This is a genomic window from Blautia sp. Marseille-P2398, assembly GCF_964240315.1.
GTDB classification, from domain to species: Bacteria; Bacillota; Clostridia; order Lachnospirales; family Lachnospiraceae; genus Blautia_A; species Blautia_A wexlerae.
Genome location: NZ_CAXSTD010000006.1, coordinates 119,809 through 136,069, shown reverse-complemented (window position 1 = coordinate 136,069; position 16,261 = coordinate 119,809). Strand labels below are relative to the sequence as shown.

14 protein-coding genes and 2 pseudogenes are annotated in these 16,261 nt (G+C 39.9%); 13 read left to right on the top strand and 3 right to left on the bottom strand.

Annotated features, from left to right (window positions below; translation table 11 throughout):
• Nucleotides 1-29: 29 nt before the first annotated feature.
• Together ACESZG_RS08895 and ACESZG_RS08890 are read right to left on the bottom strand one after the other, a co-directional pair.
• On the bottom strand, nt 30-1,244 hold the full coding sequence (locus tag ACESZG_RS08895) for an IS256 family transposase (protein WP_173721070.1): 1,215 nt from the start codon (nt 1,242-1,244) through the stop codon (nt 30-32).
• Between the two features lie 135 nt (nt 1,245-1,379).
• Nucleotides 1,380-2,143 (bottom strand): annotated as a pseudogene (locus tag ACESZG_RS08890) (IS5 family transposase).
• 445 nt (nt 2,144-2,588) lie between these two features.
• Here ACESZG_RS08890 and ACESZG_RS08885 point away from each other — a divergent pair.
• The 4 genes and pseudogenes from ACESZG_RS08885 to ACESZG_RS08870 all read left to right on the top strand — a co-directional run.
• Nucleotides 2,589-3,121: pseudogene (locus tag ACESZG_RS08885) on the top strand (virulence RhuM family protein); the annotation flags it as partial.
• Nucleotides 3,122-3,323: 202 nt separating this feature from the next.
• Nucleotides 3,324-4,370 carry a Fic family protein gene (locus ACESZG_RS08880; protein WP_055053719.1) on the top strand — a complete coding sequence of 349 codons (1,047 nt, stop codon included), beginning with the start codon at nt 3,324-3,326 and terminating at the stop codon, nt 4,368-4,370.
• Nucleotides 4,371-4,471: 101 nt separating this feature from the next.
• Nucleotides 4,472-5,194, top strand: coding sequence for a hypothetical protein (locus tag ACESZG_RS08875; RefSeq protein WP_243874301.1), 723 nt, complete (start codon nt 4,472-4,474; stop codon nt 5,192-5,194).
• A gap of 46 nt (nt 5,195-5,240) precedes the next feature.
• Nucleotides 5,241-5,699 carry an FtsX-like permease family protein gene (locus ACESZG_RS08870; protein ID WP_055053721.1) on the top strand — a complete coding sequence of 153 codons (459 nt, stop codon included), beginning with the start codon at nt 5,241-5,243 and terminating at the stop codon, nt 5,697-5,699.
• 46 nt (nt 5,700-5,745) lie between these two features.
• Here ACESZG_RS08870 and cptIN read toward each other — a convergent pair whose 3' ends face one another.
• Complete coding sequence (gene cptIN / locus ACESZG_RS08865) at nt 5,746-6,240, bottom strand: type III toxin-antitoxin system CptIN family toxin (RefSeq protein WP_173720971.1); 495 nt, start codon at nt 6,238-6,240, stop codon at nt 5,746-5,748.
• A 288-nt stretch (nt 6,241-6,528) separates the two neighbouring features.
• On the opposite strand from cptIN, the gene ACESZG_RS08860 reads away from it, so the two are divergent.
• From ACESZG_RS08860 to ACESZG_RS08820, 9 genes are all read left to right on the top strand, one after another.
• Nucleotides 6,529-8,211, top strand: coding sequence for a recombinase family protein (locus ACESZG_RS08860; RefSeq protein ID WP_173720972.1), 1,683 nt, complete (start codon nt 6,529-6,531; stop codon nt 8,209-8,211).
• Between the two features lie 839 nt (nt 8,212-9,050).
• A complete protein-coding gene (locus tag ACESZG_RS08855; RefSeq protein WP_008705613.1) occupies nt 9,051-9,605 on the top strand; it encodes a manganese efflux pump MntP family protein in 555 nt (184 codons plus the stop codon).
• Nucleotides 9,606-9,717: 112 nt separating this feature from the next.
• Entirely contained in the window at nt 9,718-11,313 is a 1,596-nt protein-coding gene (locus ACESZG_RS08850; RefSeq protein ID WP_227296236.1) for a DUF1002 domain-containing protein, read from the top strand.
• Nucleotides 11,303-11,917 carry a GNAT family N-acetyltransferase gene (locus ACESZG_RS08845; protein WP_227296234.1) on the top strand — a complete coding sequence of 205 codons (615 nt, stop codon included), beginning with the start codon at nt 11,303-11,305 and terminating at the stop codon, nt 11,915-11,917. Before ACESZG_RS08850 ends, ACESZG_RS08845 begins: the two co-directional genes overlap by 11 nt.
• A 456-nt stretch (nt 11,918-12,373) precedes the next feature.
• Nucleotides 12,374-13,576 carry a class I SAM-dependent rRNA methyltransferase gene (locus ACESZG_RS08840; protein WP_118571287.1) on the top strand — a complete coding sequence of 401 codons (1,203 nt, stop codon included), beginning with the start codon at nt 12,374-12,376 and terminating at the stop codon, nt 13,574-13,576.
• Nucleotides 13,577-13,701: 125 nt separating this feature from the next.
• A complete protein-coding gene (locus ACESZG_RS08835) occupies nt 13,702-14,211 on the top strand; it encodes a flavin reductase family protein (protein ID WP_227296232.1) in 510 nt (169 codons plus the stop codon).
• Between the two features lie 38 nt (nt 14,212-14,249).
• Nucleotides 14,250-14,660 carry a hypothetical protein gene (locus ACESZG_RS08830; RefSeq protein WP_022381070.1) on the top strand — a complete coding sequence of 137 codons (411 nt, stop codon included), beginning with the start codon at nt 14,250-14,252 and terminating at the stop codon, nt 14,658-14,660.
• A 53-nt stretch (nt 14,661-14,713) separates the two neighbouring features.
• Nucleotides 14,714-15,559 carry a DUF5685 family protein gene (locus ACESZG_RS08825; RefSeq protein WP_118614500.1) on the top strand — a complete coding sequence of 282 codons (846 nt, stop codon included), beginning with the start codon at nt 14,714-14,716 and terminating at the stop codon, nt 15,557-15,559.
• Nucleotides 15,552-16,199, top strand: a complete 648-nt coding sequence (locus ACESZG_RS08820; RefSeq protein ID WP_022381072.1) for a DnaJ domain-containing protein — start codon at nt 15,552-15,554, stop codon at nt 16,197-16,199. Before ACESZG_RS08825 ends, ACESZG_RS08820 begins: the two co-directional genes overlap by 8 nt.
• Nucleotides 16,200-16,261: the final 62 nt, after the last annotated feature.

The following is a 16,261-nucleotide window of genomic DNA, read 5'->3' as shown; positions in this document are numbered from 1 at the left end:
AGCTTCCCCATTCCTGCTTTTCTTTTCTCTTACAGATAAGCAGTAAGCCGTTCTCCGTAAAGGACTATCAGCTGATTCAATACCTGATCCCAGTTCCGGTATCTCTGCGTCCACTTTTTGACTACGTTCTCGCTGGCAAGATACAGCATCTTTTCCAATGCAGGATCGCTTGGGAATACGCTTTTCGTTTTCGTGACTTTCCGATACTGGCGGTTCAATCCTTCTATGATATTTGTCGTGTACATAATGCGTCTGATATCATTAGAAAACTGGAAAAAGGAACTTACATCTTCCCAATTATTTTCCCAGTTACTGATCGCGTACGGATATTTCTTCCCCCATTTTTCTTTCATGTTCTCCAGCTCTGTTAAAGCGGCTGTTTCGTTCGGAGCATTGTACACTTCTTTGAAATCCGAGGAAAACTTTTTCAGATCATTATAATTTACATATTTGAAAGAATTGCGTAGCATATGGATCACACATCTCTGGATCTCTGCCTGCGGATAAACTGCCTGAATCGCTTCTTTAAAACCCGGAAGACCATCCACGCAGAAGAAAAGGACATCTTTTACTCCGCGGTTCTTAAGATCATTAAGCATCCCAAGCCAGAACTTGCTGGTTTCATTTGCGCCTACTGTGATGCTGAGGATATCTTTGTATCCCTCCACTGTAACGCCAAGAACTACATACGCAGCACGGCTCAGGATTCTGCCATCCTCACGTACTTTATAATGAATACAGTCCATAAAGACAAACGGATAAACCGGGTTCAGAGGACGGGACTGCCATTCCTTAACCTGAGGAAGTATCTTGTCTGTGATCTTGCTGACCATTTCAGCTGATAGCTCAATCCCATAAAGATCATGGAGCTGGTCGTGGATGTCACGTGTACTCATACCACGGGCATATAAAGAGATCACTTTTTCCTCAATCCCGGAAATATCTCTCTGGTATTTAGGGATGAGTTTTGGTTCAAACTCACCGTTACGGTCTCTTGGTACGTCGATTTGAAATTCACCGTATTGACTCTTTAAGTTTTTTGTAGAATGACCATTCCTTTTATTGTCTGTCTGTAGATCTCCCTTATGGTTTTTCTCGTAGCCAAGAGTTGCATCCAGTTCTGCCTCCATCAGCTCCTGCAGGATATCCTTGAAACTGTCTTTCAGAAGCGTGTATATATCTGCAACGCTATTAATGTTGTTTTCTGAGATAATCTGTCGAATTTGTTCTTTTGCAACTGCCATAAAAAATACTCCTTTACGATAAGAATTGTCATATCTGAATTCTTACCAAAAAGGAGTTATTTTTTACCAAAAACACAAACTATTTTACACTACCGGGACTCTCGATTTAGGCGGAAAAAGACTGGAAGTTCACATTTATTTTAACCAAATTAATATTGAGGCGATACAAATAAATCCCAAGTAAGTTGCAGCTAATTTGTCATAACGTGTAGCGATTCGTCGGAATGCTTTTAATTTCAGAAAATACTTTTCTACTAAATGGCGTTCTTTGTATAACCACCAATCACAATGACGTTCAAATTTAGCTCCCTTTCGGGATGGAATGGTTGGCTCTCCACCGCGGGCGTACACATAATCAAGTAATTTATTACTGTCATATCCTCGGTCAGCTAACACATTGCTTCCGTTTATTTCAATTTGATCGAGCAAAGGGATTGCATAATTGATATCATTACGCTGTCCCTCACTGATCATTAAATAAACTGGATATCCATAGGCATCTACTGCCGCATGGATTTTGGTGCTGGCTCCTCCACGGCTATGCCCGATTTCATTTGAAGGCCCCCTTTTTTTGCACCGGCACTATGCTGGTGCGCCTGGATAATAGAAGCATCAATGGATAATTCTTCCAATTCTGCTTCAAGACTTAAAATACGGAAAATATTATCAAGGATACCATCATCGATCCATTTTCGGAATCGGCTATAGACAGTTTTCCATGAACCATAACGTTCAGGAAGATCGCGCCAAGGTGCCCCACTACGTGCAAGCCATACAATTCCATTCATAATGATACGATTGTCTTTCCTTGGACGTCCTTGTTTTCCAGTATTTTCAGGAGGTAATAAAGGTTCAATGCGAAGCCATTCTTCATCAGTCAACTCATATCGTCTCAACATAGTGAACACCCCTTTTCTTTATTTTATCATGAAAAGGGAAATAAAACATGCGTTTTGTGCAATTTTTATTTTTCAGACACGCTCTAGGGTGGCCAAGACTTTGATATGGAGGCCAATTTTGTCACAGATTGTATCTGTTTACAGCTGTGAATGTGCGGTTTCAGAAGGTGTGGACCTGTTTCCGTTTTAACAAGATATGTTTCCACGAACGGGCACAAAACCAGACATTAATCAGGACGTATCGTCCCATGTGGAGACTGTTTGCCTTTTGGACAACCGAAAACCAGATACCACAATAAAACTTAGCGTGGATATGGATGATTACTACCGTATTATAAATGGTAAAGATACAGAATGATGATTTTGCTATAGCAATCGTGTTGAACTTCTATTTTTTTAATCATTCACATTGATAATGTATCTGATTTTGGAGGAAAATAGATTTATGAACAAAGAAAAAGCAGACATGATTATTTATACGACAGAGGATGGTCCGACGAAAGTTGAAACTACTTTTGATGGTGATACAGTCGGTTGTCCATTGATCAGATGGCAGAATTGTTTCAGAGAGATAAATCAACCATTTCCAGACATATAAAAAATATATTTACAGAAGGTGAATTACAGCGGGATTCAGTTGTTGCAAAATTTGCAACAACTGCTTCTGATGGAAAAGCTTACAATGTAGACTATTACAATCTTGATGTTATTATTTCTGTTGGCTATCGTGTAAAATCAAACCGAGGAACACAGTTCAGAATTTGGGCAACCGGGATTTTAAAAGAATACATGAGAAAAGGTTTTACCTTAGATGATGATCGTTTAAAAAATTTGGGTGGCGGTGGATATTTTAAGGAATTGCTAGAGAGAATCCGTGATATTCGTGCATCCGAGAAGGTATTTTATCGCCAGGCACTGGAAATTTATGCAACGAACATAGATTATGATCCGAAAGCGGAAATATCCATCGCATTTTTCATAAACATGCCGTTTGCGGCAAAAATATTAAATGAAATGTGAATATATCCCTGTAAATCGCATAAAATATTATTTATCCCGCAAAAAACGAACGAGTTTAAGGGAAAACAACCTTAAATATATTGACTTTCCCTTATTATTGACTATAATTTAAGGAAAACTAGATGCTTTAAGGGAAAAATGAAAGGAAGGTGCTTAAATAATGAGACCGTTTAACTATTCAAAAATTAAAGAAGAAAAGTGGGATTCAGAAATTCTTGGTCTCATAGCAGCAATATACAAGTTCGCAGGGAAACAGGAACTATATCTTAAGCAAAGACCAGACGAGTTGGAGAAACTTGTGGAGATAGCAAAGATTCAGAGTACCGAGGCTTCAAATGCGATAGAGGGTATTGTAACAACCAATACAAGAATTAAGCAGTTGGTGGAGGAGAAGACCACACCAAAGAATAGAGATGAAGAGGAAATCGCAGGATACCGTGATGTATTAAATATTATCCATGAGAGTTTTAATGCGATTCCTATTACTCAAAACTATATTTTGCAGTTGCATAAAATACTGTGCAGCCATATGAATAATCCACTCGCTGGGCGAACCAAGAATGTACAGAATTATATTAGTGCCACATATCCAGACGGACATACGGAGGTGCTGTTTACACCATTGGCACCATTTGAAACACCAGAGGCTCTTGATAGAATCTGTGAAGAGTATAACAGGGTAATTGGAAATTATGAGGTGGAGCCATTATTGGCTATTCCTATTTTTATACATGACTTCCTGTGTATCCATCCATTTAATGATGGTAACGGCAGAATGAGCAGACTGCTTACAACTCTACTGCTTTATCGTAGTGGATTTTATGTAGGTAAGTACATCTCGCTTGAAGCTAAAATTGCAAAGAACAAGGATTTGTATTATGAGGCTTTGGGCCATTCACAGGATGGCTGGCATGAAGGAGAAGAGGACGCAGTTCCTTTTATCAAATATTTACTTGGAACAATTCTTGCTGCTTACAAAGATTTTGAAGACCGATTTGAAATTGTAGAAGAGAAACTTCCGGCAATTGAGATGGTTCGTAAAGCCACACAGCAAAGGATTGGGAAATTCAATAAGCAAGATATTCGAGAACTATGCCCGGCACTCAGTGTGAGTTCGATAGAAGGTTCACTTCGTAAGCTTGTAGCAGAAGGAGAACTTCGCAGGGAAGGCAGAGGGAAATCTACATTTTATGTTAGATTAAAATAAGAAGAGGCATTTTTCAGACACACTCTAGGAATGTTATTGCTGTTATTGCAATCATGCTGACTTCCCTTTTATTCACAAGTCTCTTTGTGGGAAGTGTATCTATGATTCTTTCCAAAAGAGCAACGGAAATTAAGCAGTTTATGGATTCTGCTCATGCCAGTGCACAGAATCTGTCAGAAGAAGGTGCAAAGCGATTGCAACAAACAATCGAACAGAGTGAAGATGTTAAGCGATATGGTTCCGGTATTTTCTTGGGATCTGGAATGGATGAGCGGTTTGGGTTTTCCGTAGAGGTCCGATATGCAGATGAAAATATGGCAGAAAGTTTCAATTGTCTGTCAACTACAGGAAGACTGCTAGAGAAAGAAAATGAAGTAGCACTTAGCAGTATGATATTGGAATCTCTGGGTGTTACACTAAAGATTGGGGAAGAAGTAACGCTGACCTGGGAAGTAAATCCCATGCTGAAACAATATAAGACAGATACGTTTCAGATATGTGGATTCTGGCAGGGGGATAAAGCTGTTTTAGGTCAGATGGTCTGGGTATCAAAAGACTATGCAAAGGAGAATCGTTATCCCGTTACGCAGGAGGCATTAGAAAATGGCATCTACAATGGAGAAAAAGAGTATTCTGTCTGGTACAAGAACCTTTGGAATCTGGAAAAGAAAACGGAAAAGATATCTAAGGCAGCGGGATTTACGAAAGCTGGGACAGGAATGGAAATCAATCCGGCATATAATCTCTTTGAAGAGGATTCATTTTCATTTTCTTCCTTAATTATAATGACTCTATTTGTTATATTACTGTTTGTATTGCAGTAATGGTCCCAGAAGAAGAGTATATCACCCAGACGGAAATCAATCAGCAATGTATGCTGCTATTGATGCCAAGAAGGGAGAGGATAAGCAGGTAAAAGAATACATTGATAAAAATGTTTTGAAAGAAAATGATATGATAAATGTTTCTTCTGTATTGGATATGAAGGCGAGCTTTAGGCGGTTTGTCGGAAAATATTATATGATCGGTGGTTTCCTTGTTGTTATTTTAGCTTTTATATGTATTATGAATTTCTTTAATACAACAACAACTTCTGTGATTAGCAGGAAAAAGGAGCTGGCACTTTTGGAAGTTGTAGGAATGACGAAAAAGCAGATATCAAAAATGCTGATTGCAGAGGATTCATATATTTGGGAGATGCATTTGTTATTGCAATCGTACTGGTTGTGTTTGGTGCAGAAAAGATTTTATCAAATACGTTTGCTACGGTATTTTTCTTTCAACTGCATCTTACAATCGTGCCGTGCCTGCTTATGGTTCCGATATTAAGTGGAATTGCATATGCGATTCCAAAGTATCAGTTTAAAAAGATGAGTCAGGAAAGCGTAGTTGTGTTATCTTTTACTTCTGCAAGCATAATTTGCTCAAGTCGGTCAATATCTGGAAATACCACTTTTTTGCCTCTGGAATGAAGTTGACGAATTTTTTTCATACGTGTTGTTACTTCCCTGTGAATGGAATGCTTAACAGGAACCGGATTATTATTTCGAGTATGTATATGGTCAAGATAGTAATCTCTGATTGGAAACATATTCTGGAGAAGAAAAGCAGCTTCTTTTCCATCAAATTCACCTAAAACAATCGTTAGGCACTTTCCGTATTTAGCCACCTGTTTATCGTGTATTGCTTTAAACTTTTCTACACGAGAACTGAGTGGAACCATCCATAACAGAGAAGTTTTATTGTCACGCAGACAGTAAAAAGTAGGACGGTATGTACCGCCCTCTTTGTTCTGCATTAAGTTGGAATCATGTACTTTCTCAAAATATTCATCTTTAATATGGTAAACGTACCCTTCTTGATATATCATGTTCATCACCTATAAAAAAAGCCCTGCCATGCGGCAGGGCCGAAATTTTCGAGCCGGACATTTATTAGACGCTTCCGGTGAGCGAACAATATTTTCGAGCCGATTACTTATAAGCCGCCAACGGTGGGCGAACAATATTTTCGATGACAGAAATCCTGTCTCTATCATTATTATATGGTTGTAACGAAAATATGTCAATAAAAAATAAAAAGAAGTATTGAAAATAGTTGGAACAAGTACTAAAATATAGTTGGGACAATAAAACAAAGCCATATTGCGAGGAAGATTATGAAGAATAAAAAGATTAGATGCGATATATATACCAGAGTATCCACAACCATGCAGGTGGATGGCTACAGTCTGGATGCTCAGAAAGAAAAACTGAAGAGATATGCGGAATTTCAGAATATGGAAATCGTAAATGAGTATTCTGATGAAGGTAAGTCTGGAAAAAGCGTAGAGGGCAGACCGGAATTTCAGAGAATGTTGGATAATATTGAGAATGGAACAGATGAGGTACAGTTTGTACTGGTGTTCAAGCTTTCCAGATTCGGGCATAATGCGGCAGATGTTTTAAATTCTTTGCAGAGGATGCAGGATTTTGGAGTGAATCTGATCTGTGTAGAAGATGGAATTGACAGCTCAAAAGATAGCGGAAAGCTGATGATTTCTGTTCTGTCTGCGGTGGCAGAGATTGAACGAGAGAATATCCTTGTTCAGACAATGGAGGGACGTAAGCAGAAAGCCAGGGAAGGAAAATGGAACGATGGATTTGCTCCGTATGGCTATGAATTGGTAAATGGAGAATTGCAGATCGCAGAGGACGAAGCAGAGATTATTCGTCTGATCTATGATAAATTTATTCATACCAATATGGGAATTTCTGCGATTGCTACATGGCTGAACCAGCATGGATATAAAAAGAAAAAACGACAGAATAACACTTTGGACGCATTTGCCGCTTCATTTATAAAAGGCGTTCTGGATAATCCGGTATACTGTGGAAAGCTGGCTTATGGACGAAGGAAAAACGAGAAAGTCTCTGGTACAAGAAATGAATATCGCATTGAAAAGCAGGAAAATTATATGCTGCACGATGGTATCCACGAAGGGATTATTTCAGAAACAGACTGGGAGCTGGCTCATCAAAAACGGGAAAAAACAGGTGTGAAATATGAAAAGACACATAGCCTCGATCATGAGCATATTTTATCCGGAATATTGAGATGTCCGTTATGTGGAAGCGGTATGTATGGAAACGTGAACCGAAAGAAAAAGAAAGACGGAACTTTATATAAGGATTATTTCTATTATGCCTGCAAACATCGTCGCCTGGTAGATGGTCATAAATGTGGATATCGTAAACAATGGAGCGAGGAGAAGATTAATAATGCAGTGGAAGAAGTTATTCGGAAGCTGGTGAAGAATCCGAAATTTGAAGAAGCAATTCTGAATAAAATCGGTTCAAGAATTGATACAGAAGAAATAGAAAAAGAGATTGAAAGACTGGAAAAACAGTACAGGCAGTTGACCGGAGCAAAAGGAAGACTTGGACAGCAGATGGATAGCCTGGATATCATGGATAAATTTTATGAGAAGAAATATCAGGATATGGAGACAAGGTTATACCGTTTGTATGATGAGATTGAAGGCGTGGAGAACAGTATAGAAGAAGTCAAGAACCGCCTGTTGAATATCCGGCAACAGAAAATATCAGAAGAAAATGTCTATCAATTTCTTTTATATTTTGATAAACTATATGATAAGTTCACCGACCTGGAGAAGAAAGAATTTCTTAACAGCTTTGTAGAACAGGTGGACATTTACGAGCAGGAGCAGCCAGATGGCAGATTCCTGAAGCACATAAAGTTCCGTTTTCCGGTGTATTTTGGAGATAGAGAGACACAGGAACTTTGTTGGGACAACGAAAGTACCGTTGAAAGTTGCGCTTTATTGTCTAAACTAGAATAAAAACTGGATGAGAAGGTGACTAGTACATCGTTTTCGAAATAACTATACCACTCACTTGTCTGCGAATCCGATTGCACAGGTCTAAAAGCCTCAGCGTAGCCCGCTACGCCTGCGTTTTTATACCAGCACACTCGAATCCGCATCCTACGCGATTGGTATAGTTATTTACGAAACGATGTACTAGAATTCGAAGAATCGCCATATAAGTCAACAAATGCCGGGTAAACTGATGACTAGAATTCGAAGAATTGCCATATAAGTCAACGAATGCCGGGAAAGCAGATGACTGGAATTCGAAGAATCGCCATATAAGTCAACGAATATCGGGAAAGCATATGACTGGAATTTGAAGAATTGTCATATAAGTCAACGTATGTCAGGGAAACTGATGACTGGAATTTAAAGAATCATCATTTGAGTCAATACATGATTGATATTTGTTGACTAGGAGGTGCATATTTTTGGCATCGTGAAGCGTGTTGCTGTGAACAGTAACGAGGTGGTGCTTATGAGCTCCAGACTGACAAAAAATCTACTTGATAAATATAGATCAATATGATAAAATAAGGCCATTCTCCGCGAGGGAGTAATCGGCATATTCCGGAACATTTTTCAGATATGTTTTGAAGAGTGTGTAGTACTATCGACATAATGGTGCCATATGCACCCGGTATTACAGTAAACGATGAGACTCATGGACAGTTAAAACAGCTGTCTGTGTGTCTCTTTTTTTATGCTGCAGGAACATTACAGCAGTTCAGATAACATAAAAAAGTCTTCCGGGAAGGGTTCTATGTCACTGAAAAATTATTTTATACAGGAAAAGGAGCAAAAAACACATGAATATTTTTGAACTTTTTATACTGGCGATAGGCCTGTCTATGGATGCATTTGCAGTATCTGTCTGTAAGGGCCTTTCCCTAGGCAGAATCAATGCAAAGCATATGTGTATCGCAGGCGCATGGTTCGGGGGATTTCAGGCATTAATGCCCCTTGTGGGATATTTCGGCGGACGATTCTTTGCAGATAAGGTTACTCGATACAGTCACTGGGTAGCTTTTGTCCTTCTGGTGTTCATTGGTGCCGGCATGATCAAAGAATCGAAAGAGGAAGAACATGTAAATGCGGATATGGATATAAAATCCATGTTCATCCTTGCAGTGGCTACCAGTATTGATGCACTGGCAGTGGGAGTGACATTTGCTTTTCTGAAAGTAGAGATCGTATCAGCAGTATCCTTTATCGGTGTGATCACCTTTGTCTGTTCAGCAGCAGGGGTAAAGATAGGCAGTCTTTTCGGAATGAAATACAAATCCAAAGCGGAATTATGCGGAGGTATTATCCTTATCCTCATAGGTACAAAAATCCTGCTGGAAGGACTGGGAATGATATAAATAATAATTACAAATCTCAACTCAAACGTGTTATAATACTACTATCAATGAACAGGCATGAAATGATTATCCGCCTGAATAATTTAAATAACATATCAGGGAGGTTTCTATTATGAAAAAAGTAAAAACAGCAGCAGCACTTTTATGCAGTGCATGTCTGGTACTTTCAGGAACTGCTGTACCGACAATGGCAGATTCAGTGAAGGTTGTGACGCTGGGAGCTGATCTTACTCAGGACCAGAAGAATACAATGATGAAATATTTTAATGTAGACAGTAACCAGGTACAGATTCTCACTATCACTAATCAGGATGAGAGAGATCATCTGAGTGCTTATGTACCGTTAGAGCAGATCGGAACCAGAACAGTGAGCTGTGCATATGTAAAGCCGACTCAGTCAGGCGGTATCAAAGTAAGGACAGCCAATCTTAACTGGGTAACATGTAACATGATCGCAACGTCACTTTCCACATCAGGTGTCAAGAACTGTGAAGTGGTAGCAGCCTGCCCGTTTGAGGTATCCGGAACCGGAGCGCTTACAGGTATTCAGATGGCGTATGAGACAGCTACAGGTGAGCAGCTTGACAGCACGAAGAAAGAACTTGCTACAGAGGAAATGGTAGTAACAGGAAATCTGGCTGATGAGGTTGGAAAGAATGATGCAACTACTGTTATGAATAACTCCAAGATACAGGTTATCAAAGATAATGTCCAGAATGTGGATGATATCTATAATATCGTAGTAAATGTTGCTCAGCAGAATAATGTAAATCTGGATTCTGACCAGATTAATAAGATCGTAGAGCTTCTGAAACAGATTGCGCAGCAGGAGTACAATTATGATGATGTAAAAGCAACACTGGAGCAGGTAGAACAGAATACATCCGGTGATAATGATGAGCTTGGTGATATTGATGATGAAGAGGATGACACTGTAAATGCAGGTGATTCCGCAGATGGTGATGATATCCTGAACAATGTGGATAACAGTGCTTTAGGCGGAGATATCGTAGAGAGTTCCACAGAGAATCCATCGCTGGAGGAGGATTCAGGTCTGATTGAGGACGACGGAGACGATCAGAGTGACGGAGACCTCAGCGAAACAGAGGAACCGCAGGAGCCGGATGGTGATGAAACTACGGATGACAGTACGCTTGGAAATACAGATGAAGGTGATACAGACTCCGATGAAGGAACAGATGATACAGAAAATGATACCACATCAGATGAATTGGATACTTCTGCACTGACAGAAGATCAGAAGGCCATGTTTGATAAAGCTGAGAATTTCTGCAAGGGAGAATATGAAGGCGATACCACCGCTCTTACAACAGCTATGGAAGATGAAACAGCAACAGCTTCCGTAACTCTTGATGCTGAAAATGGTGCAACTCTTGCTAAGAATGTGGAGAAGGCATATCTGAAAGTTCTTACAGAAGGTACAGATTCTTATCAGGCAGATGGAACCGAAACTTACATGAGTACAGAACTTAATATGGTAGATAAGTCCATGAAGGAAATCTTCGGATTAAGTGCAGATGCACAGGCAAGTCCGGAACTGGGAGAACTTTCAGATGATGACAGACAGACCTTATATAATGAAACAATGAAGTTCTTTGAGAAACTCTACGGAGAAAGCACAGAGACTTATGATACAACGGATGCAGATTCCACAGAGACTGCAGGCGGCGAGGAAAATGCAGAATAATCAAAGTATCATGCAGATTTCAGAGAATAAGGATGGTTCTGCAAAGGTATTGTTCAGAATACGAAAAGCAGAGATGTCAGATGTGGATGAGATCATGGCTGTTATGCATGGAGCGAAGAATGATAAAGAGCATCCGGACTGGTTTGTATCTGATGATGAGGAATATGTCAGGACACATATAGAAGAACAGGGGTTTGTGATCGTGGCACAGACAGCAGATGGTTCTGTTGCGGGTTTCTTCCTTATTAAATATCCTGAAAACAGGGAAGATAATCTGGGAACTTATCTTGATTTTGATGAGGAACAGCTTTCCCATGTTGCAGTTATGGATTCGGCAGTTGTGTGTTGTGCATACAGGGGAAACGGGCTGCAGGGGCATATGCTGGAAGAAGCGGAGAGATTGCTGGATACAGACCAATATTATTATCTGATGTGCACCATACATCCGGATAATCAGTTCAGCAGACATAATATGGAAATCCATGGATATGAAGTTAAGAGAACGGCACTCTGTTACGGAGGTCTGCCAAGATGTATCCTTCTTAAGGAGTTAACCGAATCAGGGAAGTCCCCTGCACAGGTTGTGAAAAGCAGCAAACAATAATAGCAATGGAAAGCAGTTGGTGAAATTTTTGTGATTTTGCCGGCTGCTTTTTGTTATGTATGGAAAAAATGAGATGAATGTGATAAAATAATGTGATTATAGCAATCCTCGTAAATAATGAATCTTAATCCGGCCCATCAGAGTGTGAAATCTGAAACTGTCTTAAATGCATTATTTATGTTACTGTTCACTGGTAGTATCCCACGAGGTGTTTTTTGTGAGCGAAGGTCACAGAAAACCCGAGACATACTGCGCGAATTTATGCGATTAGCATAAATTAAGTTTGCGAAGCAAACGATACTCCTTGGGCATTGCACAAGGAGGTTCATATTTCCTGCATCGCGAAGCGTGTTGCTGGGAACGGAGTGAACAGTAACTTATTTATGAGGGCTGCTATAGAAAACAGAGTCATATAATTGACAAAAGATAAACATAAAAATACAAGGAGAAATACGAATGGGAATGGCAGTAGTAACTCTGAAAAAGGGAGAGGGAAGACTTCTGAAATCCGGCGGAATGTGGATTTTTGATAATGAGATAGATACAGTCATGGGAAATTTCGAGAACGGTGATATTGTACTTGTCCATGATTTTGACGGATATCCTATGGGAAGAGGGTTCATTAATACTAATTCTAAGATTACGGTGCGTCTTATGACCAGAGATGAAAATGTTGATATTAATGAAGAACTTTTGGAGAAGCGTGTACGTGATGCATGGGAATATCGTAAGAAAGTGGTAGATACAGGGTGCTGTCGTCTGATTTTTGCAGAGGCAGATTTCCTTCCGGGAATTGTGGTGGATAAATTTTCGGATGTACTGGTAGTTCAGTCACTGGCTCTGGGGATCGATCGTTTTAAAGAAACAATCGTAGAACTCCTCAGGAAAGTCCTGGCAGAAGATGGGATCACTATTCGCGGTGTTTACGAAAGAAGCGATGTGAAGGTGCGCAAACAGGAAGGAATGGAAATGGTTAAGGGTTTTATAGGACCAGAGTTTCCAACACTTGTGCAGATTGAAGAAAATGGTGTAAAATATGAAGTTGACGTAAAAGACGGGCAGAAAACAGGATTTTTCCTGGATCAGAAATATAACAGGCTTGCAATTCAGAAGCTCTGTAAGAATGCGAAAGTTCTGGATTGCTTTACACATACAGGTTCTTTTGCACTGAATGCGGGAATTGCAGGAGCTGCGAGCGTAACCGGTGTGGACGCCTCTCAGCTGGCAGTAGATCAGGCAACCGCTAATGCGGCATTGAATGGTTTATCCGACAATGTGAAATTTATTTGCGAGGATGTTTTTGAACTGCTCCCTGAGCTGGAAGAGAAAGGTGAGAAATTTGATGTTGTAATTCTTGATCCTCCTGCATTTACCAAGTCCAGAAATTCCATTAAAAATGCAGTAAAAGGATACAGAGAGATTAATCTGCGTGCCATGAAACTGGTAAAAGACGGCGGATTTCTGGCAACCTGTTCCTGTTCTCATTTTATGGACTATGAATTATTTACCAAAACCATCGGACAGGCAGCAAAGAATGTACATAAAAGACTTCGCCAGGTAGAATACAGGACACAGGCACCGGATCATCCAATCCTGTGGGCGGCAGATGAGTCTTATTATCTGAAGTTCTATATCTTCCAGGTATGCAATGACAGATAATTATATAATATGATATCAGAGCCAGAGTGTACTTGCACGATAAGATTTTTGAGAAAACAGGGATTTCTGTAGCAGAGCAGAGGATTCCGGATGTTTGAGAATAAAGAAAGAGAGGAAATAATATTATGAGTTTCAGAGAAGTAAAAGCAGAAGAACTGACAATGAATCCATTTACCAAGATTGGAAAGGAATGGCTGCTGATCACAGCCGGAAATGAAGAAAAATGCAATACCATGACAGCAAGCTGGGGTGCAATGGGTGTTATGTGGGGAAAGAACGCAGTGACAGTGTATATCCGTCCTCAGAGATACACCAAGGAATTTGTGGACAGGGAAGATACATTTACAATTTCTGTTCTGGGAGAAGAGTATCGCAAGGCATTAAATTATTGCGGAAAGGTTTCCGGAAAAAATGTGGATAACAAGATTAAAGAAGCAGGACTGACTCCTTACTTTACAGACGGAACAGCCGGAATTGAAGAAGCTGACATGATCATGGTCTGCAAAAAAATGTATCATGATGAGATTAAACCGGAATGCTTTGATGCCGGGGAAAACGACGGTAAGTGGTATCCGCAGAAAGACTACCATACCATGTATATTGCAGAGATCCTGAAAGTTCTTGTCAGAGAGTAAAAAAATGCATTACAAACAGTAAAAAAAGAGGTAGTTTAATGAAAGACAAATTAAACAGATTCATGCAGGGGCGTTATGGAGTGGATAATTTTGCAAGATTCACTCTCGGTGTGGCACTTTTCGTCATTGTTGTAGGTTCTTTTATGAGACAAAATGCAGCCGGAGGCGTTCTGGATACAGTTGGATTTATTCTTATCATTTATACATATTTCAGAATCCTTTCCAGAAATATCTCTGCACGATATGCGGAAAACCAGAAATATCTGGGATATACTCAGAAAATCCGCAGCCGGTTTACCAGAGAAAAAAATATGATGGAGCAGAGAAAAACACATCATATCTATACCTGCCCGGGTTGTGGACAGAAAATTCGTATTCCCAGAGGAAAAGGACAGAAGGTAGAGATTGAATGTCCGAAATGTCATGAGAAGTTTATCAAAAGACGTTGATTTGCTGCAAACACGCTCTGGCAGATCATCATAAGTTATGGGCTGGAGGAATTATGTTTGGTTATATAGTAATGAATAAGCCTGAAATCAAGTTTAAAGATTTTGATCTGTACAGATCCTTTTACTGTGGATTGTGCAGAGAACTCAAAAGTAAATATGGAATATCAGGACAGATTTCTCTGACTTATGATATGACATTTGTGGTGATTCTTCTCAGTGCGCTTTATGAGCCGCGCACACAAAAGGGAAGCACAAGATGTATCATTCATCCGGTATGTAAACAGCCGGTCAGAAGAAATACAGTGACAGAATATGCGGCAGATATGAATGTACTTCTTACTTATTATAAATGCCGGGACGACTGGGAGGATGAAAAAAAAGTAACTGCTCTTGGTTATTCAAAAGTTCTTCAGGGAAAAGTTAAAAAACTGGATCAGAAATATCCGGATAAATCCCGAAGAATACAGAAGCTTCTCAGTGAATTGTCTGAGATGGAGAAATCCGGAGAAAAAGACATTGACAAAATGGCGGGCTGTTTCGGAAAAATTATGGAAGAGATTTTTGCATGGAAACAGGATGTATGGGAAGATACTCTGCGCAGAATGGGATTTTTTCTTGGCAAATTTATTTATCTTCTGGATGCATACGATGATGTGGAAGAGGATATAAAAAATAAAAATTACAATCCTTTTTCAGAACAATATATAATAGAAGGGTTCGATGAGCAGGTACGCCGGATTCTGATTATGATGATGGCGCAGACCTGCAGGGAGTTTGAGAAACTTCCTATTATAAAATACACTGATATTTTGAGAAATATTCTTTACTCAGGGGTATGGTGTCGGTTTGAGGTGATACATAAGAAGAGAAAAGAAGCAGGAGAGAAAGATAATGATTGATCCGTACAGTATACTGGGGATTTCCAGAGATGCATCCGATGAGGAAGTGAAGAAGGCATATCGTAAGATGAGCAGAAAGTATCATCCGGATGCCAATATTGACAATCCGAATAAAGAACAGGCTGAGGAGAAATTCAAGCAGGTTCAGCAGGCTTATGAGCAGATTATGAAGGAAAGAGAGCAGGGAATCGATTACGGGAATTATGGCAGCAATAATTACGGTGGTTTTGGCGGATTTTCCGGACAGGCAGACTCTGGCTATCAGGATGAAGAGTCTATGCGCAGGCAGGCGGCAGCCAATTATATCCAGAGCGGTCATTATCGTGAGGCTATGAATGTTCTGCAGTCACTTTCACAGAGGAACGGACAGTGGTATTATCTGTCTTCCATGGCAAACATGGGACTTGGAAATAACGTAAATGCATTGAATGATATTAAGCAGGCTATCCGTCTGGAACCGGATAATGTACAGTATCAGATGGTTTTGCAGCAGATGGAAGGCGGAGGAAACTGGTATCAGGAGATGCAGAATCCTTTTGGAGGTATGCCGACAGGCGGTGATGATTATTGTATGAAGCTGTGCCTGGCAAATATGGCATGCAGTCTGTGTTGCCCGGGAAGCGGCATATTTTGCTGCTAAAACGTTATTGTTCACTCCGTTCTCAGTAACGTAGTCAAAATTCATTCCAGATTGCCTGCGGC